The sequence below is a fragment of the Ectopseudomonas guguanensis genome, from assembly GCF_900104265.1.
Lineage (GTDB): Bacteria > Pseudomonadota > Gammaproteobacteria > Pseudomonadales > Pseudomonadaceae > Aquipseudomonas > Aquipseudomonas guguanensis.
The window spans coordinates 1-25,911 of the sequence record NZ_FNJJ01000006.1 but is presented as its reverse complement, the minus strand read 5'-3'; the positions used below and the strand labels follow the sequence as shown (position 1 = coordinate 25,911).

15 protein-coding genes are annotated in these 25,911 nt (G+C 64.8%); 8 read left to right on the top strand and 7 right to left on the bottom strand.

Annotated features, from left to right (window positions below):
- Positions 1-23: 23 nt before the first annotated feature.
- The 7 genes from tssH to tssB all read right to left on the bottom strand — a co-directional run bounded on the left by tssH (position 24) and on the right by tssB (position 8,437).
- Positions 24-2,573, bottom strand: coding sequence for a type VI secretion system ATPase TssH (gene tssH, locus BLS61_RS10185; protein ID WP_090430456.1), 2,550 nt, complete (start codon positions 2,571-2,573; stop codon positions 24-26).
- Positions 2,573-3,592 (bottom strand): type VI secretion system baseplate subunit TssG, encoded by a 1,020-nt coding sequence (tssG, locus tag BLS61_RS10180; protein ID WP_090430454.1) that lies wholly within the window; start codon positions 3,590-3,592, stop codon positions 2,573-2,575. Before tssG ends, tssH begins: the two co-directional genes overlap by 1 nt.
- Entirely contained in the window at positions 3,556-5,343 is a 1,788-nt protein-coding gene (gene tssF / locus BLS61_RS10175) for a type VI secretion system baseplate subunit TssF (RefSeq protein ID WP_090430452.1), read from the bottom strand. Before tssF ends, tssG begins: the two co-directional genes overlap by 37 nt.
- Complete coding sequence (gene tssE / locus BLS61_RS10170) at positions 5,327-5,767, bottom strand: type VI secretion system baseplate subunit TssE (protein ID WP_090430450.1); 441 nt, start codon at positions 5,765-5,767, stop codon at positions 5,327-5,329. The genes tssF and tssE overlap by 17 nt, the downstream gene beginning before the upstream one ends.
- Before the next feature lie 20 nt (positions 5,768-5,787).
- Positions 5,788-6,291, bottom strand: coding sequence for an Hcp family type VI secretion system effector (locus BLS61_RS10165; RefSeq protein ID WP_090430448.1), 504 nt, complete (start codon positions 6,289-6,291; stop codon positions 5,788-5,790).
- An 81-nt stretch (positions 6,292-6,372) separates the two neighbouring features.
- Positions 6,373-7,851, bottom strand: coding sequence for a type VI secretion system contractile sheath large subunit (gene tssC, locus BLS61_RS10160; RefSeq protein ID WP_090430445.1), 1,479 nt, complete (start codon positions 7,849-7,851; stop codon positions 6,373-6,375).
- 28 nt (positions 7,852-7,879) lie between these two features.
- Positions 7,880-8,437 (bottom strand): type VI secretion system contractile sheath small subunit, encoded by a 558-nt coding sequence (gene tssB / locus BLS61_RS10155; RefSeq protein WP_090430443.1) that lies wholly within the window; start codon positions 8,435-8,437, stop codon positions 7,880-7,882.
- 208 nt (positions 8,438-8,645) lie between these two features.
- Between tssB and BLS61_RS10150 the strand changes: the two genes are divergently transcribed.
- From BLS61_RS10150 to recD, 8 genes are all read left to right on the top strand, one after another.
- Positions 8,646-9,116 carry a type VI secretion protein gene (locus tag BLS61_RS10150; RefSeq protein ID WP_090430441.1) on the top strand — a complete coding sequence of 157 codons (471 nt, stop codon included), beginning with the start codon at positions 8,646-8,648 and terminating at the stop codon, positions 9,114-9,116.
- Between the two features lie 53 nt (positions 9,117-9,169).
- Complete coding sequence (tssK, locus tag BLS61_RS10145) at positions 9,170-10,495, top strand: type VI secretion system baseplate subunit TssK (protein WP_090430439.1); 1,326 nt, start codon at positions 9,170-9,172, stop codon at positions 10,493-10,495.
- A gap of 30 nt (positions 10,496-10,525) precedes the next feature.
- Entirely contained in the window at positions 10,526-11,296 is a 771-nt protein-coding gene (locus BLS61_RS10140; RefSeq protein ID WP_167358711.1) for a DotU family type IV/VI secretion system protein, read from the top strand.
- Positions 11,293-15,117, top strand: a complete 3,825-nt coding sequence (locus BLS61_RS10135; protein ID WP_090430435.1) for a type VI secretion system protein — start codon at positions 11,293-11,295, stop codon at positions 15,115-15,117. Before BLS61_RS10140 ends, BLS61_RS10135 begins: the two co-directional genes overlap by 4 nt.
- Positions 15,114-16,178, top strand: coding sequence for a type VI secretion system protein TssA (gene tssA / locus BLS61_RS10130; RefSeq protein WP_090430433.1), 1,065 nt, complete (start codon positions 15,114-15,116; stop codon positions 16,176-16,178). Before BLS61_RS10135 ends, tssA begins: the two co-directional genes overlap by 4 nt.
- Positions 16,179-16,304: 126 nt before the next feature.
- Complete coding sequence (recC, locus tag BLS61_RS10125; RefSeq protein ID WP_090430431.1) at positions 16,305-19,718, top strand: exodeoxyribonuclease V subunit gamma; 3,414 nt, start codon at positions 16,305-16,307, stop codon at positions 19,716-19,718.
- Positions 19,715-23,344: an exodeoxyribonuclease V subunit beta gene (gene recB, locus BLS61_RS10120; RefSeq protein WP_090430429.1), complete on the top strand. Its 3,630-nt coding sequence runs from the start codon at positions 19,715-19,717 to the stop codon at positions 23,342-23,344. The genes recC and recB overlap by 4 nt, the downstream gene beginning before the upstream one ends.
- Positions 23,341-25,371, top strand: a complete 2,031-nt coding sequence (gene recD / locus BLS61_RS10115; protein ID WP_090430425.1) for an exodeoxyribonuclease V subunit alpha — start codon at positions 23,341-23,343, stop codon at positions 25,369-25,371. Before recB ends, recD begins: the two co-directional genes overlap by 4 nt.
- Positions 25,372-25,911: the final 540 nt, after the last annotated feature.

Genomic DNA, 25,911 nt, shown 5'->3' with positions numbered 1-25,911 from the left:
CGCTGTCCTTATGACCTTAACTATCACTCCAACACCCATTCCGCCAACTTCCCCGTCACCTGCGCCATCAGCACATTCTCGATATCCCGCGCGCCCGCTGCGCTGCATTTGGCGAGCACCGCTTTCACGATGGCGGGGTCAAAGTCGAATGGCTTGCCGGTGGCGGTCTTGTAGCGTTCCCGCAGTTTTTCCAGCTTGGCCAGGACGATGCCTTCCAGCGTCGTTTCGTCCAGTGGGCGGTAGGGCACGACGGTCAAGCGGGCGAGGAAGGCGGGGCGGAAGGCCTGGAGCAGCACCTTGCGCAGGCGTTCGTTGAAGGCGTCGCTGCCGAGTTGGTCGGTGGGGGCGTCCAGCACCAGTTCGGCGCCGACGTTGCTGGTGGCGAGCATCACGGTGTTCTTGAAGTCCACCACCAGGCCGGTGCCGTCTTCCATCACGCCTTTGTCGAAGACGTTGTAGAAGGCCTCCAGCACGTCGGGGTGGGCCTTTTCGATCTCGTCCAGCAGCACCACGGAGTAGGGCCGGCGGCGCACCGCTTCGGTAAGCACGCCGCCGGTGCCGTAGCCGACGTAGCCGGGCGGGGCGCCCTTGAGCTGGCTGACGGTGTGGGCCTCCTGGTACTCGGAGAGGTTGATGCTGATGAGGTTGCGTTCGCCGCCGTAGAGGGCGTCGGCCAGGGCGTAGGCGGTCTCGGTCTTGCCGACGCCGGTGGGGCCCACCAGCAGGAACACGCCCACCGGCTTGGCCGGATCGGTGAGGCCGGCGCGGTACGCCTGGATGCGCTGGGCGATGGTGGCCAGGGCGCTGTCCTGGCCCATGACCCGCTGGCCCAGACGCTGGCCGAGGGTGCGCACGGCATAGGCTTCGTCGGCGAGCATCTTGCCGATGGGGATGCCGGTCCAGCCGGCGATCACGGCGGCCACGGTGCGTGAGTCCACCTGCTCGGGCACCAGCGGGTCGTCCTGGCGGATGGCGTCGAGGCCAGCCTCCAGCCGGGTGAGTTCGGCGGCGAGGTGGTCGATACGCTCGTCCATGGCTTCGTCGGGGTGGCTGGCGTCGGCGCTTTCGCTCAGGGCCAGCAGTTCGCGGCGGGTCTCCAGCAGTTCGCGCACGGCTTCGCGCTCCTCGCCCCAGCGGGTTTCCAGTTCGCGGATGGCGGCCTGGTTGCTGGTGGACTCCTGCTCCAGGGTGGTGATGCGTTCGCGGTGGTCGAGGCCGGTGGCCTGTTCCCGACGCAGGCGTTGCAGTTCCTCGCCCAGGGCCTGCTGGCGGTGGCGCAGGCTTTCCAGCGGCGGCGGCACGTCGTGCTGGCCGAGGGAGACCCGGGCGCAGGCGGTGTCGAGCACGCTGATGGCCTTGTCCGGCAGCTGGCGGCCGGAGATGTAGCGGTGGGAGAGCTTGACCGCGTCCTGGATGGCGCTGTCGAGCACCTGCACGCCGTGGTGCTGTTCCAGCTTGGCGGCGACGCCGCGCAGCATCTCCACAGCGCTGGCCTCGTCGGGTTCTTCCACCTGCACCAGTTGAAAGCGGCGGGCCAGAGCCGGGTCTTTCTCGAAGTACTTCTTGTATTCCAGCCAGGTGGTGGCCGCGAGGGTGCGCAGCTCGCCACGGGCCAGTGCCGGCTTGAGCAGGTTGGCGGCGTCGCTGCCTCCTTCGCTGCCGCCGGCGCCGATCAGGGTGTGGGCCTCGTCGATGAACAGGATGATCGGCTGTTCGCTGCTGCGCACGGCGTCGATCACGCCCTTGAGGCGCTGCTCGAACTCGCCCTTTACCCCGGCGCCGGCCTGTAGCAGGCCGAGGTCGAGCACCCGCAGGATGACGTTCTGCAGGGGCGGCGGCACGTCACCGGCAGCGATGCGCAGGGCCAGGCCCTCGACCACGGCCGTTTTGCCGACGCCGGGGGCGCCGACGAGGATCGGGTTGTTCTGCCGCCGGCGCAGGAGGATGTCGATGCTCTGGCGAATCTCGCCGTCGCGCCCGACTATGGGGTCGATGCGGCCGGCGCGGGCGTCGGCGGTGAGGTCCTGGGTGTACTGGTCGAGCACGCTGTCCTGGGGGGCTTCCTGGGCGGGGCGGGCCTTGCCAACCGGGCCGGGGCTGCCGGTGTGCTCGCGGGAGGTCTGGGTCCATTCCAGCAGGTTGGCGCGCAGGGCTTCGCGGGGGATGCGCAGCAGCGAGGAGGCGCTGTTGAGCAGCAGGCTGCGGCGTTCATCGCGGTCCAGCAGGGCCACGAGCAGCAGGCCGGAACGGATGCTCGCCTGGCCCTGCACGCTGGCCTGCACCACGGCGTCTTCCAGCAGGCCGATGGTCTGGGCGGAGAGGGCGGGGGTGCGGGTGCTGCCGGCCTTGAACAGCTCCAGGGCGCGGTTGATTTCGGTGGCCACGGCGTCGCGCTCCAGGCCGAAGCGCGGCAGCAGCCAGGCGAGGTCGCCGCCTTCTATATCCAGCAGCTCCAGCAGCAGGTGCTCGATCTCCACGTAGTGGTGGGTGCGCTGCAGGCAACGCTGGGCGGCCCGTTCCATGGCGCGGCGGCTGTCGGCGTTGAGGCGGCCGATGAGTGCGGCGAGTTCCATCAGGGCATCTCCTTGTGCCGCAGGCGGGTATCGATGCGTTGCAGGGTGCTACCGGCAACCAGATGCAGCCCGCCGCTCCAGCGCAGGCGCGGGGGCTGTTTTCGATCCAGACGCAGCGGCGCGCCAGGGCGCACCAGCAGGCGCAGGTGGCAGTCCAGATCGGGGCCGAGGTAGAGCCCTGCGAGGTCGGCGAGCCGTTGGTGCTGCGTGCCGTCAGGCAGGTAGGCGTTGGCTTGCTCGGTGCTCAGCGGCCCGAGGGTGAGGCGGATGCCGGCGTGCTCGTCCCACACCCGGGTGCCGGCGATGGCGTCATGGCCCAGGCCAAGGTTGCGGCCGCCACGTTGCAGGCGGCTGCGGCTGGCCACTGGGATCTCACGCCAGGCGCCTTGATAGGCTTCGTAGTCCACCGCTACACCGAACTGATGGCGCACCAGTACGGCGAAGCCGGCCAGGGAGCGGCGCGGGCCATTGAACAGCGCGGCGCGGGCAGTGACGGCGGCATCCGGCAGGTCCAGGCGCTGTTGCAGGCTGCGTGGTAGCAGGCCGGCCAGTGCCATTAACGACTGGTGCACGGGCGCCTGTTCCGGCGGCTCGAAGCCGAGTGCCAGGCGATGCCGGCCCAGCACGCGATAGAGCTGGGCGAGCAGGCGGTTGTGGAACAGGTCGAGGAACTCTGCTGGGGCGTGGTCCTTGTGGCGCGCGCGCTGTTGCAGCCATTCCTGGTAGGCGTAGGGCAGCGGGCCGTCGGGGCCGCCCAGGCCGAACACCGCGGTGCTCAGTACCGGCTGTTGGCCCGGTTGTTCCTCCAGGCGTTCCACCTGGCTGGCGGCGAAGGTCGGCGTGAGCGGCCCGCGCAGGCGCAGGGCCTCGTCGTCCGGGCTGCTGCCCTTGCCCAGCGGCGTGGCGTCGGGGCGTTCGCGCTCCAGCAGCAACAGGGCCTGGAGAAACTCGAAGGCCTGGGGTTTTGCGCGCAGGCGCTGGCTCAGAGGCTGAGGGGCTTGCCGGCCTGGGGCTGCCATGTCCGCACCTCCTTGTCGGCGTCTACCAGCACAGTGCGCACGAAGCGGTTGGGCGTGGCGTAGAGGGAGAAGAACTGCGCCAGCACGGCGGAGAACAGCACGGCGCTGCTGCCGGCGAAGTGCTGTGGGTCTAGGCGGATGCGCACTTCCAGGCCGTTGCGCCAGCCGCGCCAGGCGTCGTTGCCGACTCGCGCTACCACCCGCTCAGCGGTCAACTCGACCAGGCCGTCTACTTGGCGCCGGGGGCCGGCTTCGGCGCGCAAGTTGTGCAGATGCAGCAACTCGCGCAGTGCGTCGAGAGCTTGCGGCCCTTCCACCAGGGACAGGTGGTTGAGGCTCAGTTGCGACACCAGACGCCAACGCGAAGGGCCGGAGAGGCGTGGCAGGCTCTGTGGTGTTGGTGGTGCCAGCAGGCTGGCCAGGGCAACCGGGCCGGGTCGTTCGAAACCCAGGCGGGTGCCGGCAGGCAGGTTCTCCGCCAGATGCCGGTTGGTGCACAGCAGCTCGGCGGTAAGGCTGTATTCGGGGGCATCGTGCAGCGGGTCGAAGGCGGTGTCCACCAGGCTCAGCAGCAGGTCGCTGCCGGGGCGTGCCGGGTTCAGGCCCTGGACGCGCCGGGCGTGCCAGTACAGGCCTGCGCCGGCGTGGCTGTGGCTGTAGTAGGCCGCCACGCGGCGCACACCCTGCGGCGTTGCGGCCCGTACGTTGCGAATGCTGTGGATCTCCACGCTGCTTTCGCGGTGGGCGTCGGCCACCAGGCGGTATTCGCTGCGGGTGCCGTCCGGACGCAAGGGTTCGGAGGTGCGCGGGAACAGGTTGATGGCCGGGGCGCAGCCCAGGCGCAGTTCACTGGCCTGCAGGTGCGGCCGGCCCGCCGGGGCGCGGTCGAAGGCGATCAGCACCTGGCATTCGCGCCCGTCTCCCGCCGGTGGCAGCAGTGGCAGGTCGAAGAAGGCGAACTTGTCGGGGAAGGCGAAGTATTCCGCCAGCAGGCGCAGGCCGGGATGCTGGCCGTCTTCGTCGGGCAGCAGCGCCTGGTCGTCGGCGAAGCCCACCGGGGCGATCTCGCCGGGCACCGCCTGCAGCGGGCCTTCCGCTGCGCCACTCCAGATGCCGAGGCTATGGGCGCCGAGCAGGTCGTAGAGGGTGGCATTGGTCATCGGTGAGGCGGCCAGGTGTATCCGCAGGTGGCGCACCGGCAGTTGCGACCAGTCGAATTCGCCGAGGCATTCCAGGGTCAGGCGAAGGGCCGAGCGCGCGCGCGGGTGGCCGGAGAAGGCCACGGCGGCGTCGCCATCGAGCAGAGTCGCCTCGCGAATGCGCAGCGGCCAGAGCACCGCCTCGGCAGTGGTGCGCAGGTGCACGCTGGCGCCGTCGCGGGTAGTGACGAACAGCGGCGTATCACGGGGCAGGCGGTAGCCCTCGGCGAGGCTGCCCTGGGTCGGGTCGGGCTCGAACTGTACGATGGCGCAGGAGGGCAGGGGCCTCAGCGCCAGCGGATAGAGCTGTTCCAGTAGGGCATCGCTGAATTCGGCGTAGTCGTCGTCGAGGCGTCGGTGCAGCCGCGCGCTGAGCAGCGCGAAGCCTTCCAGCAGCCGTTCGACATGGGGGTCCGGGCATTCACCTGGCGCCAGTTCCAGGCGCCGCGCCACTTTCGGGTAGCGCTGGGCAAAGCTGCTGCCGGCATGGCGCAGCCAGGTGAGTTCGCGCTGGTAGTAGTCCAGCAGGTCGGCATCAATCGAGTCGCTCATGGCGCACCTCCAGGCCGTCGTCGCCAGGGGCGAGGAGGAACAGCGCGGGCCAGGTGCGATGGCCGCTGCGCAGGTGCCCGGCCAGGCGGATGCCAAGGCGCTGGGGCTGGTCGGGCAGGGCGTCAACGTCGATTTCGCTCAGCTGCAGGCGCGGCTCGAAATGCTGCACGGCGGCGCGCAACTCCCGCAGCAGCAGGCGGCGGTCGTCGACCCGCAGGGCCTGCAGGGCGCTCCAGTCGGCGATGCCGTAGTCCAGCACCGTCAGCGGTCGACCGGGAGCCCGCGGCGAGCGGCGGGTGTTGAGCAGGCGTGCCAGCTCCAGGCGGACTGACTCGGCCAGGGCGTCGCGGTCGAAGTCCGGCGCCTCGTCCGCCTGAGCGGATAGGCGCTCGAGCAGAGGGGGTAGCAGTCCGCTGTACGGCATGGCGCGCCGGAGTCCTTAACTCAGCTGGACTTGACGAGCTTGTTGGCTGCCAGGTCCCAGGTGGAGGCTGCGGTACCCTCCTTGGTGCCATCGTCCTTTTGCGCGGTGAGCTCCCACTTTATCTTGGTGAAGTTCAGCGACAGGGTTTCCACCGGCTTGCCGCCTGCGCCGCCACTGACACTGACGTTGGAGAGCACCACGTTGTCGAGCGTGTAGATGATGAACGGCAGCAGCTTGCCGTCGCCTTCGGCGGCGTTGCGGCCGATGGTGATCTTGGCCGTGGCGATGGGCTTGCCGGAGCAGCAGAATTCGTTGAGCGAGGGGGTGGCGGTGTCGACGAACTTGGTGACGGTGAATTCGCCGATGTGCGGCTTGCCGGAGGTGCGCTCCGAGTTGCTGACGTCGTTGGTGACCTGCATCGCCACGTTGTGGCTGTAGGACATCAACTCGATCTTGTCGGTGTAGCCCTCGAGCAGGCTGTCGCCTTTGATGTCTTCGCCGAGGTCGAGAATGATGGCATCCATCGCGGATAACTCCTGGGTCTGGAAACGGGGTGGATCATGATGGGGCGAGCCCCCGCCGGATTGGCCGGCGGGGGCGTCGGATCAGGCTGCTGCCGGAGGTGGCAGGCTGGCCACAAGGCGGATCGAGGCGGTCAGCTCCTCCAGCTGAAAGTGCGGGCGCAGGAATACCGTGGCGCGGTAGACGCCCGGCTTGCCGGGAACTTCCGAGACGTCCACGCGGGCTTCGCGCAGCGGGTACTGGGCCTTGATCTCCTGGGGCGCGTTGTCGTTGATCAGTACGTAGTCCGCGATCCAGTTGTTGAGGTAGGTCTGCACGTTGTCGCGGGTCATGAAGCTGCCCACCTTGTCGCGCATGATCACCTTCAGGTAGTGGGCGAAGCGCGAGGCCGCCAGTACGTAAGGCAGCATGGCCGAGATGCGTGCGTTGGCGTTGGCTTCGTTGGTGTTGTAGACCTTGGCCTTGTTGGTGGTCTGGCCGCCGAAGAACACCGCCATGTCGGTGTTCTTCTTGTGGCAGAGGGAGATGAAGCCGAGGTCGTTGAGCTCCTTCTCGCGGCGGTCGGTGATCGCCACTTCGGTCGGGCACTTCAGCGACAGGTCGCCGGACAGGGTGCGGAAGGTGTGGGCCGGCAGACCCTCCACAGCGCCACCGCCCTCGGCACCACGGATCGCCGCGCACCAGCCGTACTTGGCGAAGGCGCTGGTGATGCGGGCAGCCAGTAGCCAGGCGGCATTGCCCCAAAGGTACTTGGAGTGGTCGGTACCGTTGACGTCCTCGAGGTAGTTCATGCCTTCCACCGGCTTGGTGTCCGGGCCGTAGGGCAGGCGCAGGAGGAAGTTCGGCAGCACCAGGGAGACGTAGCGCGAATCCTCGCTCTCGCGGAAGCTGCGCCATTTGATCAGCTCCAGGCTCTCGAAGATCTTGCTCAGATCGCGCGGCACGGCCAGCTCGGTGAAGCTGTTCATGTCGAACAGCTTGGGGTTGGCGGCGGCGATGAAGGGCGCGTGGGCAGCGGCGGCGACGTTGGAGAGTTTCTCCAGCAGGGCCACGTCCTGGGGGTGGCGGCCGAAGGCATAGTCGCCCACCAGCAGGCTGAACGGATGCCCGCCGAAGGTGCCATATTCCTCTTCGTAGATCTTCTTGAACAGCGCGCTCTGGTCGAACTCGACCGCCTTCTCCAGATCGTTCTGCAGCTCCTTCTGGGTGACGTTGAGCAGGCGCAGCTTCAGGCGGCTGCTGGTCTCGGTCTGGTCCACCAGCATGTGCAGGCCGCGCCAGGACGCCTCCAGCTTCTGCAGGTCGGGGTGGTGCAGGACTTCGTTGAGCTGGTCGCTGATCAGCTTGTCGATCTGGCTGATGCGGTCGTTGATCATGGCCACGGTGTCCTTGTCGACGGCCATGCCTTCGTCGAGGACCTGGGTGGCGAATTCCGCGAGCATGTCGCGGGCGTAGTCCTGCTGGCTTTCGTCGTGGGCCATGCGGCCCTCGGCGATGATGCGGTCGAGCAGGGTCAGGGTCTGGGTCGTGCTCTCGCTGGATGCACCGGCTTCGGTTGCCATTGCGTTGTCTCCGGGAATTCGGGGTCGGTCAGGCCGGCTCGGCCGGTGCTTCGTCATCGGACGCGGCGGCGCCTTCGGCAGCCGGGGCCTCGTCTTCAGGGCGTGCGGACTTGATCTCCTGCAGGCCTTCGGTGTTGCTCACCACTTCCTGCAGCAGCTTGTCGAGGTCGTCGTTGCCGTCGAGCTTGGTGAGCAGGTCGCGCAAGCGCTGGCGGGCCTCGTAGAGGCGGCGCAGTGGGGTGATCTGCTTGACGATGTTGACCGGGTCGAAGTCCTCGAAGTGGCGGAAGCGCAGCTCGACGTTGAGCTTGCTGCCGTCGCCGCTGATGGTGTTCTCCACCTGCAGGGTGCTACGCGGCTCGATGGAGGCGAGCACCTCGTTGAAATTGTCGCGGTCGATCTCGGTGAAACGACGTTCGATCAGCTTGGGCAGGGGCGTTTCGGGCTTGCCGGAGAGGTCGGCGAGGATGCCGACCACCAGGGGCAGCTCCTTCTTCTCGATGGCATTGCCGATCTCGACGTCGTAGGTGATCTGGACTCGTGGAGGACGGATTCGGTCCAGCTTGTGTTGCGTGCTCTCAGCCATGTTGGTTGGGCTCCGGGGCAGTACCTGGAGCGCAATGCAGCGGAAGGATCCTATGCTCGCACTCCCTTGCTGGACCGTGATCAAGAAGGGGCGGCACACACCCGAACCGTTCTTGACGATCCATCCAGATCCGTCACGAAGACGAACTTTCATAGACGCTAGATCAGGTCTATAAATTTGCAAATGCAAAATTCAAGGTGAAATCTTCATGACACAGGGACGTGCGATTTCCTGTTTTTCTTGCCTGCTGCTGGTCTTGATTTCCTTACTGGCCGGGTGCTCCTTTCGCGGTGAAAGGATCGGATTGGACAGCCTGACTCTGGACGTGGCGGAGCGCGCCAATGACGATACGCCCATTGCTGTGGACTTCGTCGCAGTGCGCGATGCGGAGCTGCTCAAACTGCTGTCCGATATCCCCGCCAAACAGTGGTTCGCCGAGCGAGAGCAGTACCGCCGCGACTATCGGGAGTCGTTTTCGGTATGGAGTCTGGAGCTCGTGCCCGGACAATTTCGCGACGTTCCAGACTTCCCTTTTTCGGGTGACCAGGCCGCTGGACTTTTGGTATTCGCCGGCTATAACACTCTTGGTGCGCACCGCTTGCGCCTGATCGAGTCAGGCCGTGTGTGGCTACGTTTCGATAGCAGGGAAATGCGTCTGCTGACAGATCGGGACCCCTAGCCAGTGGCGTACGCAGCTCGCATGCCAAACAGCGGATGTCGAAGGGGAGTCGTATGAAGGTGTTGCCGGATGCAGTCTGCTGGCACGAAGGCATGCAACTGTTGCCTCAGCATTTTCAACTGCAAGGAATACGTGCCGAGGTCGTCGCCGCGCTCTATGCCGGGGCCAGCAATCCCTGGTTTTGGGGAGTGACCGAGTTGGAGGTCGACCCAGCCGCACTCAGTACCGGCCTGGTACGTATTCGTTCGCTTGAGGCGATCCTGCCAGATGGCTTGCCCGTGAGCGTGCAACCGGGGAGCGGCAAGGCTTTGGAGTTCGATGCCGGTCCTGCAGTAGCGGCTTCGACCAATGCCTGCGTCACTGTTCATCTGGCAGTCAACCCCCTTGGTCGCAGCGGCCAGGTACTGCCGCTCAATGGACGATTGCAGTCACATCTCGCGGAGGCCATCCCCGATCTGGCCAGCGGCGAGCATCCCGAGCCGATCGTCGTCTGGCGTCCCAATTTGCGTCTGGTGGCTGATGGCGACAGGGCTGATTCGATTTGTCTGCCCCTGTTGCGGATCTCCAGGGAGGGTGGCGGCTTCGTCAGGCAACCCTACGTGCCGCCGATGGGGCTGATTCTGCCGGAGTCGGATCTGGGGCAGATGATCTCTGCGCTGTGCGCGCGGGGGCGGGAAAAGTGCATGTTCCTTGCCGGACGGTTGCGCCAGGCAGAGCAGGCGGGTAATCGCGATGATGTGCAGGAACTCAGGCGTCAGTTGACGGCGTTGTGGGCCCGTCTTCCCGAAGTTGAAGTCGCCTTGAACAGCCGAGTGGCTACGCCGGCCCATCTGCATGGCTTGATGGCCGGGCTGGCGGGAGCTTGGAGTGCGTTAGATCCATTGAACGGTGTGCCTGCTTTCGCACCTCTTGATTTTCTCGATCTCAAGCGAGGCTTTGACGAACTAATCGAGTGGCTCCATCGGAATCTGGACAGTATTCGCGTCGGTTACCGTTGCCTGGTGTTCGAGCAGTCCGAACAAGGCTTTTTCATTGATTTGCCGGATACCCAGGCTCGTCGCCAGCGTCTTGTGGTGGGGCTGCGCATGCCCGCAGGCACCGGCCAGGAAGCCGCTCAGGCATGGCTGGGGCAGGTCGTGATCGCCTCCCGGCAACACGTGAGTAGGCTCGTACAGCAACGCATGAGCGGTCTGCCCCACCAGCCCATGAGCCGCAACGAGCGAGCTGCCTACGGTGTGGGGGAGGAAACGCACCTCTTCCTGATCCAGGCTTCAGGTGATTGGTTCGATCCCGAACAGCCGTTTTGCCTGACCGTCACTTCGCAAAGAGCGAGTCCAAGTCCCTGGCAAGTTCTTCTATTCACGACCGATAGCCACTGAAGTCAGCCTTCACCAGCCAAGGATGCATCGATGTCGGAAAGGAGCGTTTCGCTTTATCCCCCAGAGTTCGGAGAGGCGCCTCTTAGCCAGGCCTTTCGAGAGGCCTGGATCGAATGGCGGGATGCCTGGGATGGCATGGCTGGCTTGAACAACCCTGGCAATGAACAGATCGAGCGCATGGCCGAGGTCACGACCCTCGTGGTCCGTCGTCTATGGCGCAGTGCATTCGTCCGCGTAGGGGCGTCCTCCTCGAGCCAGGTCAAGGCCATGGTCTATGCATTCGTCGCCCTGGTTGACGAGCGCCTGTTGTTCGATGATTGGCCAGGCCGTACTGCCTGGCAGCCACGTCCGCTGGAAACCCGCCTTTACGGTTCGCGTAATGCGGGTGAGCGGTTGCCGCGCGCCATCCACAAGCTGCTCAAGGAGCGAGATCCGGCTTCCCGCGATCTGGCCAACGTCTACCTCCAGTGCCTGATCCTGGGCTTCTATGGCGGCCTGCGCAGCGACCGTGGTCGTGCACTGCATGCACGCTGGCGGCATGCACTTTTTACTTTCGCCTGGCGACGCGAGCCGGCGTTGAACGGGGTGATGAGCAGCCTGTCTCGGCCCAGCCGTGCGGCGCCCTTGCGCCTGCCCATGAGGCGAGTGCTACCCGACGGCATGCGCCTGGGACTGGCGATTTGCGGCTTGCTGGTGGTCCTGAGCGTGATCGGGCACTGGATGTGGAGCGACATTCAGTCGGAGCTGACTTCGCTGCAGCACCTGATCACTCTGGACGACGGCGGGAGCCCGGCAGAATGAGCCCACTCGCGATCATTCTCGGCGTGGTCGGCATCATCCTGCTGGTCATCGCCCTGGCTGCCTTGTTCTGGTGGTTGCGTACGCAATCTGGCATGGCGATCCGCACCTTCTATGCCGCAGTACGCAGGATGGAGCACGAGCAGGGCATCGAGTCGCGCTATCAGATTCCTTGGCTGATGCTGCTCGGCGATCCGCGGGAGGGCAGCCAGCTTTGCCTCGATTGGCAGCTCATGCCCGTTGGGCGTCCGGCGTGGTTCGGTCGCTGGTGGGCCGATCAGGATGGCGCCTTGCTGGTGGTGCCTCAAGGCGTATTTCTTCCTGGCGACGGCAGTACTGCTTCTACGTTCGTCTGGCGTCGTCTGCTCAGCATGCTGCTGAGGCTACGGGGTCAGCGTCCTCTGGATGGCGTGATCTGGAACATACCGCTCGGCCAGTTGCAGGATGGTGCGCAGAGTGCAGCCGATGTGATCGTTCTGCGCCGTCGCTTCGCTGAGTTGCTTCAACGCCTTGGCCTTGGGCTTCCCGTGTATGTCCTGATCACCGGGCTGGAGGAAATGCCGGGGTTTCAGGAACTGGTATCCGCGCTTCCGGAGGAAGGCCGCACGCGACTGCTGGGGTGGTCATCATCCTATGGTCTGGATGCCGGCTGGCAAAGTTATTGGCTCGATGACGCGCTGGAATCCGTAGTTCAAAGCATGCAGGGAGCCATCCTTGAGGTCGGGGCCTTGAAAGGCGAGTTGGCCGAGGATCTGTATCGCCTGCCCGATCTGTTGCTGGCTCTCAAGGGCAACCTGCGTAACCTGCTGGAACCGGTTTTTCAGGGCAACACCCAAGGCGAGGCCCCCAGGTTGCGCGGTCTTTACCTGGGAGCTTCGCAGGCACGTGTAGAGTCGAATGGTGAGCAGCTCTATCCAGGTGAGTCGGTCTCGACGCAGGGGGCGTTCACCCAGTTGTTGTGGCGACAGCGGTTGCTGGCCGAGCAGGGATTGGCACAGGCCCTTCCGCGCGTTCTGCGCCTTCGCCAACGCTGGCAGAAAACAGTGGGCGGCGTCGCTGCGGTACTGGCGCTGTGCTGGCTGGTGGGCATGCTGTGGGTATGGCAGGCAAGACAGCAGGATGCGCGTGAGTTGAGCCGCCTGGTGCAGGAGGTGCATTCCGGCCATGTGAACCTGCGAGCTCCCGAGCGTCGCCAAGAGCAAGCCCGGCTCAACGTTCAGGGGTTCTGGCGGCTGCTGCAGCAAACCCCGCGCTGGCATTTTTCATCCCTGGTCTATCCCACTTCCTGGGGCTCTTCTCTGGATAATCAGATGGACCTGCTGTTGCGTGGCATGGCTCGTCGCGAGGCGCTGCTGCCATTGCAGCAGTTGCAGGAATACCAACTGAAGACGCTGCTGGATATTCGTAATGAGCAGCGGCGCCCTGATGTCGAAAGCGCCCAACCGGATCAGTGGCCAAACTACGTCAAGGCCCGCACCCTGGCTGAGGGGGTTGTGAGCCTCGAGCGACAAAATCGTCTGCTCAACGATGCCCTGACCGGCCAGGAGGGCTTCGTCGAAACACTGGCTCAACTCAGTAACGATGCGCTGGGACTGAATCTCGATCCCTCCAGCCTGCCTCGCAGAGCCTTTTACGATCAGACCTTGAGGAGCCTGGCCGCGCCTGGGTTGCGCCCCGTGGATCTGGAGCCCAACCGTAAACATCTATCTGCACAGTTCCAGACATTGATGAAGTTTTGGCTGGCGCAGTACTTCCTGGCAGGGAACTTCGTTACGCCCGCCGGCTATCTGAAAAGGAGCCTGAACGACCTGGAATATGGCAGGGATACCTCGCTGAACAAGCTCGAGGAAATCAACAGCCTGGTCGGGCACTTGGAGGACCTGATCATTCTTACCAATTCCGCATGGAGCCATGGCAGTGGCGAGGAGTTGGTGGCGGGGTACCGTGACCTGATGAATGATGTGAAACAGAGCCGGCTTTTGGGGCCAGCCGTCGAAGCCTCCGTCACCCTCGAGGCCGAGCAGCTGCGTAAAGGATTCCACAGCCAGTGGATCGAGGGGGCCGCCAGTCGCGACAATCTGCTACAGCGGCAGGCTGGCGGCACACTGGTGCTGCAGGAGCACATCAGCAAGCTGTCGAGGAGCATCAGTGACCTGCTCAAGCGAGATTTTGCGGTCAGCGCAATGCGCCGTACTGATGGCGCGGTTGATGCTCGGGCAGTGATTCATTTGACCGAGCAACAAATCACCCGGGCGCTGGTTTACCAGAGTAGTTACCAGAGCTTCGTGGCTCAGGAACTGGCGCAGATATCGCCGGCCTATCGTCCAGGCATGCTCAAGGCTGCCGAACAGGCAGCAGCGCTCGCGATGTGGACGGAGCTGACCACTTCCGCCGGATCTTATGTCCAGGTTTCCTCGGAGAGCCGGTTCAACGTCTCTGTCGAAAAGGCCATGGAGATCATTCAGGCCCTGGCAGCCCTCGGGCGTGCCGACCTGGCCAATACTCTGCAATCCCAATTGACCTTGCGCGCCATGGCCGATGTCGATGGCGTACTCGCCGACATCGACAGCTTGCCACTGTTCACCGAACGCTACCCGGTGTCCGAGTGGGACGGTAAGCCCAATCTGGGACTCAAGCTGTTTCGGGCCACTGACGTGCAGGATCTGAAAGCCTCCCTATCTCGGCAGTTCGCGCAGATCAGCGTCAGTATCGACAGGGTCAGGCCGGAACTGACATGGTTGAGGACGCAGGCAGACCTGCCCTTGTCCCTGCAGGACAAGGTATCGAGGCTTGGTTCGATCATGGATGAAATGCAGAAGTACAAGACACAAAACCCTACCAGCGCTCCTGCATTGTTCGAGCAACTGGTCAGCAGGGACCTGGTAGAACTGGATATCGACAACTGTCTGCAGGTGCTGTCGACTGCAAGCCTGCCTCAGGGTGGCGGTGATCTTGCTCGATATACCCGTGACATCACCGATCAGGTACACAGGCGTTGTAGCCAGTTGCAGGTACAAGGCGCCGCACAGGCCTGGAGTGCACTGGCGGACTATTTCAATCAGTACTTGGCGGGCCGCTTTCCATTTTCGTACAGCCTGGAAAATGGCGATGCTGATCCTGCTCGCGTCAAGCACTTGCTGGATTTGATCGATACCCACCTTGAAGTCGCCGAGAAGGGGCTGGTTCTGGCGCCCCCTGGTAGCCGTCTGGCGGCCGAAGACTTCCTTTCGCGGATGAAACAGGCCAGGAGCTGGCTTGGCCCCATGTTCGTGCGCGACAAAACCGGGGCGGTCGGCGTGGAGCTTGAGGTGCGCTGGCGAACTGATCGTGAAGACGAGCGGGGTGCAGACCAGGTGATCGCCTGGACCTTGAATGGGGCCGGGCGCCAGATCACTCATCCCGGCGAATCCGGCGAGCGCCTGCGCTGGAGCGTTGGTGATCCGCTACAGCTGGTGTTGCGCTGGGCACGTGACAGCAGCCAGCGTCCGGTCATTGATCCTCTGCAACCCAGTATGGCCGTGAATGGTCTCGAAGCCGGATGGGAGTATCGTGGCCCCTGGGCTTTGTTGCGCATGATGCGCTCGCATGTGGTGCCCCAACGGTTGCCGAACATGGACTACACGGACTTTCCCCTGACCTTGCAGGTCCCGGTGCGGGGGGCGCCTGATGCCGGCGCGCAGGCGCAAATGTTCATGCGCCTGTCACTGCTTGGTCAGGGCAGCAAGCTGCCCTTGTCGATCCAGCCCCTGCCCGTGGTCGCGCCCGGGTCGCCGTTTTCCAGCTTTCAGCTGCAGGCCTTGCAAGGCGGAGTTGCCACGCCGTGACGTACATTTCGATCGAGCCCTATCTTGAACCTGTGCCGGGCGATGCCCCTTGCGGCCCCAGCCTGCGTTACGAGGGTGTCTGGGATCGCCTGCGAGAACTGCGTCGAGAGGATGATGCGAGTTTACCGGCCGGTGTCTGGCAGAGTGATCTCAAGCGCGGTGACTGGGCCGCGCTGGAGCACTTGGCTGGCGATCTGCTGCGTGAGCGCAGCAAGGACCTGATGATCGCCGTTTGGTTGGGCGAAGCCTGGATACGTCGCCACGGGGTGACTGGGGCTGCGTCGGCGCTGCAGTTGCTGGCGGGGTTGTGTGAACGCTATCCGGATACCCTGCATCCTCAGCCCGAGGAGGGCGATCGCAGCTGGCGTGTGTTTCCGCTGGAGTGGATGGTTCGTCAATACAGCATCACCCTCCTGACCCAGACGCCGCTCTTTGACATCGATGCGCAGGAGTTCATGCACCTAAGCCTGCACGACTGGCTGCAGTTGCAGCAGCGTCAGGTTCAAATGAGTGACAGCAAGCAGGACAAGGTGGCGGCAGAAGCGGCCCGGTTGGAATATCGCAAGCTGCATGAAAAGCTGAGGCAGGCGCCCGAAGGGCATTTGCGCACCACTGTTCTTGGCCTGCAGGCTGCGCTTGCGGCTCTTGAACGCTTGGAAAGCTGGAGCGACGGCTGGCTGGCTGAGTCCGCCCCCAGCTTTGCTGCCCTGCGCCAGACACTGACCAGCCTACTTGCGCAGATCGAGGAGTTCGTCCCGATGTCAGAACACATCTCTCCACCTGACCCCGAGCACGATACCCTGAGAGACGGTCAGCCTGACGAGGCTTGCGCGCCTGCGCTGCCTCTGGCCGGTATGCCCAGCAATCGTGAGCAGGCTTACCGCCAGCTTGCGCTGATCGCTGACTACCTGGCTAGAACCGAGCCGCATAGCCCGGTGCCATATGTCATTCGCCGGGCGGTGGAGTGGGGTAACCAGCCCCTTGGCGAACTGCTGGATGAGTTGATCAGCGCCGACGCCGAATCCAGGCGATTGTGGAAGCTGCTCGGGGTGCTCAAGTAAGGCATGCGCCATGAGCGGACATCTAGCGTTCTGATGGTCTAGTCGTTGGTGACATAACTTTTGGCGACTCACCTTGTCGCCAAATGCTGGCAAACTTGCGCTTCGATTTTCGACAGGAGTCAGTCGATGCCCGCCAGCCCGGAGTTGTCCCCCGGCCTTATCGTCATTCACGGCAATCACCTCGAAGAGCTGCGTGCGCTGGCGGTGCAGTGGATGCGGCGCTATCCGCTGCGGCCGCTGGAAAACGAAGTGCTGCTGGTGCAGAGCAACGGCATCGCCCAATGGCTCAAGCTGGCGCTGGCCGAGCGTGACGGCTGCGGCATCGCGGCGGCGCTGGACGTTGACCTGCCGGCGCGCTTTCTCTGGCAGGCGTATCGCAACGTGTTGGGCAGGGACGCGATTCCGCAAGAGTCGCCCCTGGACAAGGCGCCGCTGACCTGGCGCCTGATGCGGCTGTTGCCGGGCCTGCTGGCCGAGGAGGCCTTCGCTCCGCTGCGCCGCTTCCTCGCGGATGATCAGGACCTGCGCAAGCGCCACCAACTGGCCGAGCGTCTGGCCGATCTGTTCGACCAGTATCAGGTCTACCGCGCCGACTGGCTGGCCGACTGGGCTGCCGGGCAGGATCGCCTGCGCACCTCGCGCGGCGGCGAGCGGCCACTGGAGGGCGATTCACGCTGGCAGCCCGCGCTGTGGCGCGCCCTGCTGGCGGACGTTGGCGAGCAGCATCTGGCCGAGAGCCGCGCCGGCGTGCATCCACGCTTCGTCGCCCGTCTGGCCGAGCTGGACGCGCCGCCAGCCGGCCTGCCGCGACGCATCACCGTTTTCGGAATCTCTTCGTTGCCGGCCCAGGTGCTGGAGGCGCTGGCGGCCATGGCGCGCTTCAGCCAGGTCATGTTGTACGTACACAACCCCTGTCAGCACCACTGGGGCGATATCGTCGAGGACAAGGATCTCCTGCGCCACGAGTACCGTCGCCAGCAGCGCAAGGGCAGGCCGGGCGCGCAGATCGGCCTGTTCGAGCAGGAGGACATGCACCAGCACGGGCAACCGCTGCTTGCTGCCTGGGGCAAGCAGGGGCGCGACTACATCAACCTGCTGGATCAGTACGACGAGCCGCAGCGTTACCGCGAGCAGTTCGACCGTATCGACCTGTTCAGCCCGGCCAGTGAGGACAGCCTGCTCGGCCAACTGCAGAACGACATCCTCGACCTGCGTCCGCTAGCGGAAACGCGCAGCACCTGGCCTGCGGTCGACCCGGAACGTGATCATTCGCTGCGTTTTCATATCGCCCACAGCGCTCAGCGCGAAGTGGAAATCCTCCACGATCAGCTGCTCGCCAGTTTCAGCGAGGACGCCACGCTGCGCCCGCGCGACATCATCGTCATGGTGCCCGACGTCAACGCCTACGCACCGCATATTCAGGCCGTGTTCGGCCAGTTCGCCAGCGACGATCCGCGCTTCATTCCCTTCACCCTGGCCGACCAGGGGCTGCGCGGCAAGGAGCCGATGGTCATCGCACTGGAGCATTTGTTGCGCCTGCCGGACAGCCGCTTCAGCGTCAGCGAGATTCTCGATCTGCTGGATGTCGCCGCGCTGCGTCAGCGCTTCGCCATCGCCGAGGAGCAACTGCCTACCCTGCACCGCTGGCTGGAGGGTGCCGGTGTGCGCTGGGGGCTGGATTCGAGCCAGCGGCAGGCGCTGGGCCTGGGTGAGAATCTGGAGCAGAACACCTGGCGCTTCGGCCTGCGGCGCATGCTGCTGGGCTACGCGGTAGGTGCGGGCGACGCCTTTGCCGGCATCGAGCCTTACGACGAGATCGGCGGACTCGATGCTGCGCTGATCGGCCCGGTGACTCGGCTGTTGGAAAGCCTCGATCGGCACCTGCAGCAGTTGCGCGAGCCGGCCACGCCGGTGCGGTGGGGCGAGCGTCTGCGCAGTTTGCTCGACGACTTCTTTCAGCCGCAGAGCGACCGTGAAGAAGTATTGACGACCCAGCTGCTCGATGCACTGGATGCCTGGCTGGCGCTGTGCGAGGCCGCGACGCTGGACGAAGCGCTGACTCTACCGGTGGTGCGTGAGGCCTGGCTGGACGGGCTCGACCAGGGACGGCTGAGCCAGCGTTTTCTCGCCGGTGCGGTGAACTTCTGCACCCTGATGCCGATGCGCGCGATTCCGTTCCGCCAGGTCTGCCTGCTGGGCATGAACGATGGCGATTATCCGCGCAGCCAGGCGCCGCTGGATTTCGACCTGATGGCAGGCGATTACCGCCCCGGTGACCGCTCGCGCCGCGAGGATGACCGCTATCTGCTGTTGGAAGCGCTGCTGGCGGCGCGCGATCGTCTGTATATCAGCTGGGTGGGGCGCAGCATTCGCGACAACAGCGAGCGCCCACCGTCCGTGCTGGTAGGTCAACTGCGTGACCATCTTGCCAGCGCCTGGACACTCGCCGGTGGCGGCGATCTGCTGCACGGGCTGACCACTGAGCACCCCTTGCAACCTTTCAGCCGCCGCTACTTCGATGGCCAGGGGCAGCTGTTCAGTTATGCCCACGAGTGGGCAGCCCTGCATGGCCAGGTCTCGGCCTGCGAAAGTGCTGCGTCCTTGCCCGCCTGGGAGGAGGGACAACAGCTTACGCCCGAGCTGTTGCAGTCGTTCCTGCGCGATCCGGTGAAGTGCTTCTTCACCCGTCGGCTCAAGGTGTATCTCGACGAAGAAGAGCAGGCGCAGCTCGACAGCGAACCCTTCGCCCTCGACGGCCTGCAGCGCTACCAGTTGCAGGAAGCGCTGCTCAAGGCGGCAGTCGCAGGCGAGGGGGACAGCGACGATGCGCTGAGGGCGGCAGCTGACCGTCTGCAGCGTAGCGGCGTGCTGCCACTGGCCGGTTTTGGCGAGCAGTACCGCAACGCCCTGCTGGAGCCGCTGCCGGCGCAGGTGCAGCGCTACCAGGGGCTTTGCCTGTGCTGGCCGACCCTGCTGGAATCGCCGCAGCGCCTGACTTTCGCCGCAGCCGGTGTTCAACTCGACGGCTGGCTTTCCGGGCTGCGGCAGAAGGCCGATGGCGGCCTGGCGCGCCTGGAGCTGCTGCCGGGCGCACTGCACAAGGACAAGGGCTGGAAATGGCATCGCCTGCTGCGCCCCTACGTGCTGCACGTCATTGCCGCGGCCTGCGGCCTGCCGCTGACCACGCTGCTGGTGGGGGAAGATCGCAGCCTGGTTTTCGAACCTGTAGCGACCGAGCATGCTGCGCGCGTTTTGACGGTCTGGCTGGAAGCCTGGAGTGCCGGTATGCAGGCACCGTTGCCGGTCGCCCTGAAAACCTCGTTGGCCTGGTTGCAGGACAACAATGAGGACAAGGCTCGCAGCGTCTACGAGGGCAGCTACAACCTCGCCGGTGAAGTCCAGGGTAGCGCCAGCCTGGCGAGGCAGTTCCCGGACTACGCCGCGCTCATCGCCGATGGCCAGTTTCCGGCATGGAGCGAACGGCTCTATCAGCCGCTGCTCGACAGCCATCCGCAAGCGCTCGAGGAGGACGCAGCATGAACCGACAGCGCCCTCTGGCCCTGACGTTTCCCCTGCATGGCAGTCGCCTGATCGAAGCCAGCGCCGGTACCGGCAAGACCTTCACCATTTCCGCGCTCTACCTGCGACTGATCCTCGGCCATGGCGGCGACGCCGCGTTCCGCGAGCCCCTGCTGCCGCCGCAGATTCTGGTGGTGACCTTCACCGACGCGGCCACCCGCGAATTGCGCGACCGGATTCGCGCGCGACTGGTCGAGGCCGCGACCGTATTTCGTGGTGATGCCCAAGGCGATGATCTGCTGCGCGAATTGCGCAGTGACTTCGCTCAGACGCAGTGGGACGAGTGCGCCCGCCGTCTGGAACTGGCGGCGCAGTGGATGGACGAGGCAGCCGTGTCCACCATCCACGGCTGGTGCCAGCGCATGCTGCGTGAACATGCCTTCGACAGCGGCAGTCTGTTCAGCCAGACGCTTGAGACCGATCACAGCGAACTGCTGGCCGAAGTGGTGCGCGATTATTGGCGGCAGCACTGCTATCCGTTGCAGGGCGCGGCGCTGCAATGGGTCGCGGGTGTCTGGGGGACGCCTGCAGGGCTGGGGGCGCGGCTGCGACCGTTGTTGGGCGAAGAGGGGGAGCTTGCGACGCAAGCGCTGGGCGAATTGCTCGATGGCGCGCTGCAGCAGCGCGAGCAGGCACTGGCCGAGCTCAAGGCACCCTGGCTGGCCTGGGCCGATGAACTGCAGCTGCTGCTGGACGCTGCGGTGGCGGCCAAGCAGGTGGACGGCAAGAAAATCCAGGCGCGCTTCTACAACCCCTGGCTGGCCAAGTTGCGCGAGTGGGCCGGTGGCGAAGAACCGCGCCTCGACCTGGGCACCGGCTTCACCCGCCTGACCCCCGATGGCCTGGCCGAAGCCTGGAAAGGCGAGGCGCCTGCTCATCCCGCGTTGGACGCCATGGCTCTGCTCAAGGCGCAACTCGATGCGCTGCCTGATCCCGCTGACGCGGCGTTGCGCCACGCGGCGGCCTGGGTGCGCCAGCGCTTCGATTGGGAGAAACGCCAGCGCGCGGAGATGGGCTTCGACGACATGCTCGTGCGCCTGGACGCTGCCCTGCAAGGCAGCAATGGCCCGCGCCTGGCCGAAGTGATTCGTGGGCAATTCCCGGTGGCGCTGATCGACGAATTCCAGGACACCGACCCGCTGCAGTACCGCATCTTCGATACGCTCTACGAAGTCGAGGTTAATCGCGACGACTGCGGCCTGTTCATGATCGGCGATCCCAAGCAGGCCATCTATTCCTTCCGTGGCGCCGATATTCATACCTACCTGCGCGCGCGCCGGGCGACGTTGGGTCGGCACTACAACCTGGACAAGAATTTCCGTTCCAGCCAGGCCATGGTCGATGCCGTCAACGGCGTTTTCCTGCGGGCCGAGCAGCGTGACGGCGGCGAGGGGGCATTCCTGCTGCGTGACGATCTGCCTTTTATCGAGGTGGGCGCGCAAGGTCGACGCGAGGTCTGGAGTGTCGACGGCCAGGCGCAACCCGCCCTGACGCTGTGGCATCTGGCGAGTGACGAGCCGGTTGCCAAGGGCGCCTATCTGGATGCCATGGCGGCCGGTGCGGCGAGCGAGATCGTGCGTCTGCTGGATCTTGGCCAGCGTGGACAGGCAGGTTTCATCAAGGACGGCGTGCTGAGTGCTCTGCGGCCCAGCGACATTGCGGTGCTGGTGCGCGACTTCAATGAGGCGCAGGCCATTCGCGGCGAGCTGGCCGTACGCGGCGTGCGCAGCGTCTATCTCTCCGACAAGGATTCGGTGTTCGCCGCCCAGGAAGCACGCGATCTGCTGCTGTGGCTGCGCGCCTGTGCCGAGCCGGATCAGGATCGCCCGCTGCGTGCGGCACTGGCCAGCGCGACACTGGGGCTGGAGTTGGCCGAACTGGAGCAGCTCAACCTCGACGAGCGCACCTGGGAGCGCCGGGTCATGCAGTTCCGCGACTACCGTCAGCGCTGGCAGCGTCAGGGCGTGCTGCCGATGCTGCGTCAGTTGCTGCAGGACTTCGAGCTGCCGCAGCGCCTGATGGGGCGTGACGATGGCGAGCGGGTACTGACCAATCTGCTGCACCTGGCCGAGCTGCTGCAGCAGGCTGCCGCCGAACTCGATGGTGAACTGGCGCTGATTCGCCACCTAGGCGAGCTGTTGACCGGTGAGGGGCAGGCTGCCGATGAGCAGGTGCTACGCCTGGAGAGCGACGAGGCGCTGGTACGCGTGGTCACCATCCACAAATCCAAGGGCCTGGAGTATCCCCTGGTGTTTTTGCCGTTCATCTGCGCATTCCGCCCGGTGGATGAGAAGAAGCCGCTGCAGATTCACGACGGCGAACGCCGCCGCCTGGTGCTCAAGGCCGATGACGACAGCCTGCAGCGTGCCGAGCGCGAACGCCTGGGTGAAGACCTGCGCCTGCTCTACGTGGCGCTGACCCGTGCCCGGCATGCCTGCTGGCTGGGCGTGGCGGATCTGAAGATCGGCAACGGCAAGAAGTCGCGTCTGCACGAATCGGCGTTGGGCTACTTGCTCGGGGGCGGATTGCCTCTTGCGGCCAGCGGCGAGCTTGCCAACTGGCTCGCGCCGTTCGCCAGCGGACTCGATAGCGCCGTGTCGCCTGTGCCGCCGGCCAGTGAGCAGCGTTATCGAATGATCGAAGAAGGACAGTTCGCGCCGCACTGGCGCACGCCGGCGCGGCGCGCTGCTGAGCACTGGTGGATCGCCTCCTACAGCGCACTGCGCCTGGACGAGGATGCCCCCAGTCAGGTCAGCCGCCACGAGGACGCCGCGCCCGATAGTCCGGCGATGCAGAACGTCATCGACGATGAGCATCCGCTGCTGGCCCTTGCGCCGCTGCCGGCATCCGCTCAGGGCCTGCATCGCTTCCCGCGTGGGCCCAACCCCGGCACCTTCCTCCATGGTCTGCTGGAAATGGCAGCGCAGGAAGGCTTCGCGACCCTGGCACAGGATCCGCCCAGGTTGCGCGAGGCGTTGGCCAGGCGTTGCCAGCGTCGCGGTCTGCAAAGCTGGATCGATCCGCTGCAGGACTGGCTGCTGGCGCTGCTGAGCCAACCGCTCCCACTGGCGGGCGCGGATAGCGTGGTGCTGGCGCAACTGACGCAGTATCAGCCCGAACTGGAGTTCTGGTTCGAGGCGCGTGGGGTGGACGTCAGGCTGCTGGATCAGTGGGTGCAGCAGTACGAATTGCCGGGCCTCGCCAGACAGCCGCTGCGTGCCGATACCCTCAACGGCATGTTCAAGGGCTTCATCGATCTGGTATTCGAACATCAGGGGCGTTACTACGTGGCGGATTACAAATCCAACTGGCTCGGCGGCGACGATGGCGCCTACACCCGTGAAGCCATGGAGGTCGCCATCGCCAGCCACCGCTACGATCTGCAGTACGTGCTTTACGTGTTGGCCCTGCATCGGCAGTTGCGTCTGCGCCTGCCGGATTACGACTACGACCGGCATGTGGGTGGCGCGCTCTATGTGTTTCTGCGCGCACCGCAGCAGGGCGCCTACCTGGCCCGGCCGCCTCGTGAGCTGATCGAGCGGCTGGACGCGTTGTTCAGGGGCGAAGCAGAGGAGGGCGCAGCATGAGTACGACGCTTGCGCCGGCGCTGCGTGATCGCGCCGAACTCTTTGCCCTGCTTTCCATTTGGAGCGAGCGTGGCTGGCTGCGCGAGCTGGATCGTGCGCTGGCGCAGCTGTTCGCCGAACTGGATCCGGACGCTTCGCCCTTGCTACTGCTTGGCGCCGCGCTGGCCAGCCACCAACTGGGCCAGGGCCACGTCTGCCTCGATCTGGCGGCCACGCTGGCCAATCCGGATTTCACCCTGTCTCTGCCGCCGGAAGGCGAGGATGCGCAAGAAGCGATGCTCTTGCCGTCCCAGGTACTGGCCGGGCTCAGTCTGGAGTCCTGGCTGGCGGCCTGTGTCGGCAGCTCGCTGCTGGAGTCCGAAGGTGCGCCGCTGGTGCTCAGCGGCGCCTGTCTATATATGAGGCGTTACTGGAACTACGAACGTCAGGTGGCAGGCGATATCGCCCGGCGTCTGCAGGCGAGCGCTGCGGCCCCGAGCGATCTGGCCGCGCGCCTGGCTTCACTCTTTCCCGACGCGCTGGTGGTGGACGGCCAGCGCCAGACCGACTGGCAGAAGCTGGCCTGCGCCATGGCCGCGCAGGGACGCTTCACCCTGATCACCGGGGGGCCCGGAACCGGCAAGACGACGACGGTGGTGCGCCTTCTGGCGCTACTGCAGGAAGCCGCCATGGCCAATGACGAGCCGCTGCGCCTTAGCCTGGCAGCTCCTACCGGCAAGGCAGCCGCGCGGCTGACCGAATCCATCGGCGCGCAGGTGCAGTCCCTGGCGCTGGACGAGCGAGTGCGTGAACAGATTCCAACCCTCGTGACGACGCTGCATCGTCTGCTGGGCAGTCGTCCCGGCAGCCGTCATTTCCGTCACGATGCCGCCAACCCCTTGCCACTGGATGTGCTGGTGGTCGACGAAGCCTCGATGATCGATCTGGAAATGATGGCCAGCCTGCTGGGCGCGTTGCCGGCGCATGCGCGTCTGATTCTGCTGGGCGACAAGGACCAGCTGGCGTCAGTAGAGGCCGGCGCGGTGCTGGGTGACCTGTGTCGGGAGGCGGAAAGCGGTGGTTACAGCGAGGCGACGCGTGCCTGGCTGGAAAGTCAGACGGGCGAGCGGCTGGACGATCCGGCGCTGATATCCGGTAACAAGGCGTTGGCGCAGCATATCGTCATGCTGCGCCACTCGCGTCGTTTCGGCAGTGGCTCGGGTATCGGCCGTCTGGCGCGGGCGGTGAACCAGGGGGATGCACAGGCGGCTCGTGCGACTCTGGCAACCGGCGCGGACGACCTGCATGTGCTGCGCCTGTCCGGCGAGCAGGACCGAGCGTTGGAGCGACTGTTGATCGGCGGGCTGGGCGAAGCCGAGCCACGTCCGCAGGGGTATGCGCATTTTCTACAGGTGATGCAGGCGCAGCGTCCTGCCCCGGGTGCTGACTCCCAGGCCTGGGATCGTTGGGCCGGTAATGTCCTGGCAGCGTTCGATCAGTTCCAACTGCTCTGTGCGGTTCGTAAAGGCACTTGGGGGGTCGAAGCGCTCAACGAACGTATCGCTGAAGCATTGGTGCGTCGCGGCCTCCTTGAACAGTCGCATGGTTGGTATGAAGGGCGCCCCGTGCTGGTAACGCGCAACGACTACAGCCTGGGGTTGATGAATGGCGATATCGGCATCGCGCTGCGTCTGCCCGAGCCGCCAGAGTTTCCAGGTGCGCCTGTACGCGAGGTGCTGCGCGTTGTGTTCCCGCGCAACGACGGCAGTGGGGCCTTGCGGCATATCCTGCCCAGTCGTCTCAGCGCGGTGGAGACCGTGTTCGCCATGACCGTGCACAAGTCGCAGGGCTCGGAGTTCGCCCATTGCGCGTTGATCCTGCCTGACAACCTCAATCCGGTGTTGACCAAGGAGCTGGTCTACACCGGTGTCACCCGGGCGCGTCACTGGTTCAGCCTGATCGAAAGCCGTTCCGGCATCTTCGAGCAGGCGGTGCTGCGGCGGGTGCAGCGGCGTAGTGGTTTGCGCGAGGCCCTCGAAGCGCTATAAGTCATAAAACTGCAAAATAAGCTTGACGCGCATTCTGCTGGATGTAGAATGCGCGCCACTTCAGCGATGAAGCGCTTCGAAAACTTCTTGTTAATCAATAAGTTAAGTTAAATGAAGGGCTTGCAAAGCTGAATCTGGCGTGTAGAATGCGCGCCGGTCGACAGGGTGGCGGTTTGATCCTGTCGGTGCTTCGGTCGAATGGATCGAAGGCGGTTGAAAGAGGTGGTTGACAGCGGTTTTGAACGCTGTAGAATGCGCCTCCCGCTGGAGAGAAGAAGTTCTGATCGAAGGCTCAAGTGGTTGAGTAGAAAAGAGTTTCTTCGGAAATAAATTCGAAAAACAGCTTGACAGAAGGAAGGGCTGATGTAGAATGCGCGGCCTCGGTTGAGACGAAAAGCTTAACCAACTGCTCTTTAACAACTGAATCAAGCAATTCGTGTGGGTGCTTGTGAGGTAAGACTGATAGTCGACAGATTATCAGCATCACAAAGCAACACTCGTGAATTCGAGAGTTACTCTTTTAAGTAAGAGATTTGCGAT

Excerpts from the sequence above, each read along its gene's own strand:
- tssH (WP_090430456.1), bottom strand. The coding sequence starts at position 2,573 with ATGGAACTCGCCGCACTCATCGGCCGCCTCAACGCCGACAGCCGCCGC.
- tssG (WP_090430454.1), bottom strand. The coding sequence starts at position 3,592 with ATGGCAGCCCCAGGCCGGCAAGCCCCTCAGCCTCTGAGCCAGCGCCTG.
- tssF (WP_090430452.1), bottom strand. The coding sequence starts at position 5,343 with ATGAGCGACTCGATTGATGCCGACCTGCTGGACTACTACCAGCGCGAA.
- tssE (WP_090430450.1), bottom strand. The coding sequence starts at position 5,767 with ATGCCGTACAGCGGACTGCTACCCCCTCTGCTCGAGCGCCTATCCGCT.
- BLS61_RS10165 (WP_090430448.1), bottom strand. The coding sequence starts at position 6,291 with ATGGATGCCATCATTCTCGACCTCGGCGAAGACATCAAAGGCGACAGC.
- tssC (WP_090430445.1), bottom strand. The coding sequence starts at position 7,851 with ATGGCAACCGAAGCCGGTGCATCCAGCGAGAGCACGACCCAGACCCTG.
- tssB (WP_090430443.1), bottom strand. The coding sequence starts at position 8,437 with ATGGCTGAGAGCACGCAACACAAGCTGGACCGAATCCGTCCTCCACGA.
- BLS61_RS10150 (WP_090430441.1), top strand. The coding sequence starts at position 8,646 with ATGACACAGGGACGTGCGATTTCCTGTTTTTCTTGCCTGCTGCTGGTC.
- tssK (WP_090430439.1), top strand. The coding sequence starts at position 9,170 with ATGAAGGTGTTGCCGGATGCAGTCTGCTGGCACGAAGGCATGCAACTG.
- BLS61_RS10140 (WP_167358711.1), top strand. The coding sequence starts at position 10,526 with ATGTCGGAAAGGAGCGTTTCGCTTTATCCCCCAGAGTTCGGAGAGGCG.
- BLS61_RS10135 (WP_090430435.1), top strand. The coding sequence starts at position 11,293 with ATGAGCCCACTCGCGATCATTCTCGGCGTGGTCGGCATCATCCTGCTG.
- recC (WP_090430431.1), top strand. The coding sequence starts at position 16,305 with ATGCCCGCCAGCCCGGAGTTGTCCCCCGGCCTTATCGTCATTCACGGC.
- recB (WP_090430429.1), top strand. The coding sequence starts at position 19,715 with ATGAACCGACAGCGCCCTCTGGCCCTGACGTTTCCCCTGCATGGCAGT.
- recD (WP_090430425.1), top strand. The coding sequence starts at position 23,341 with ATGAGTACGACGCTTGCGCCGGCGCTGCGTGATCGCGCCGAACTCTTT.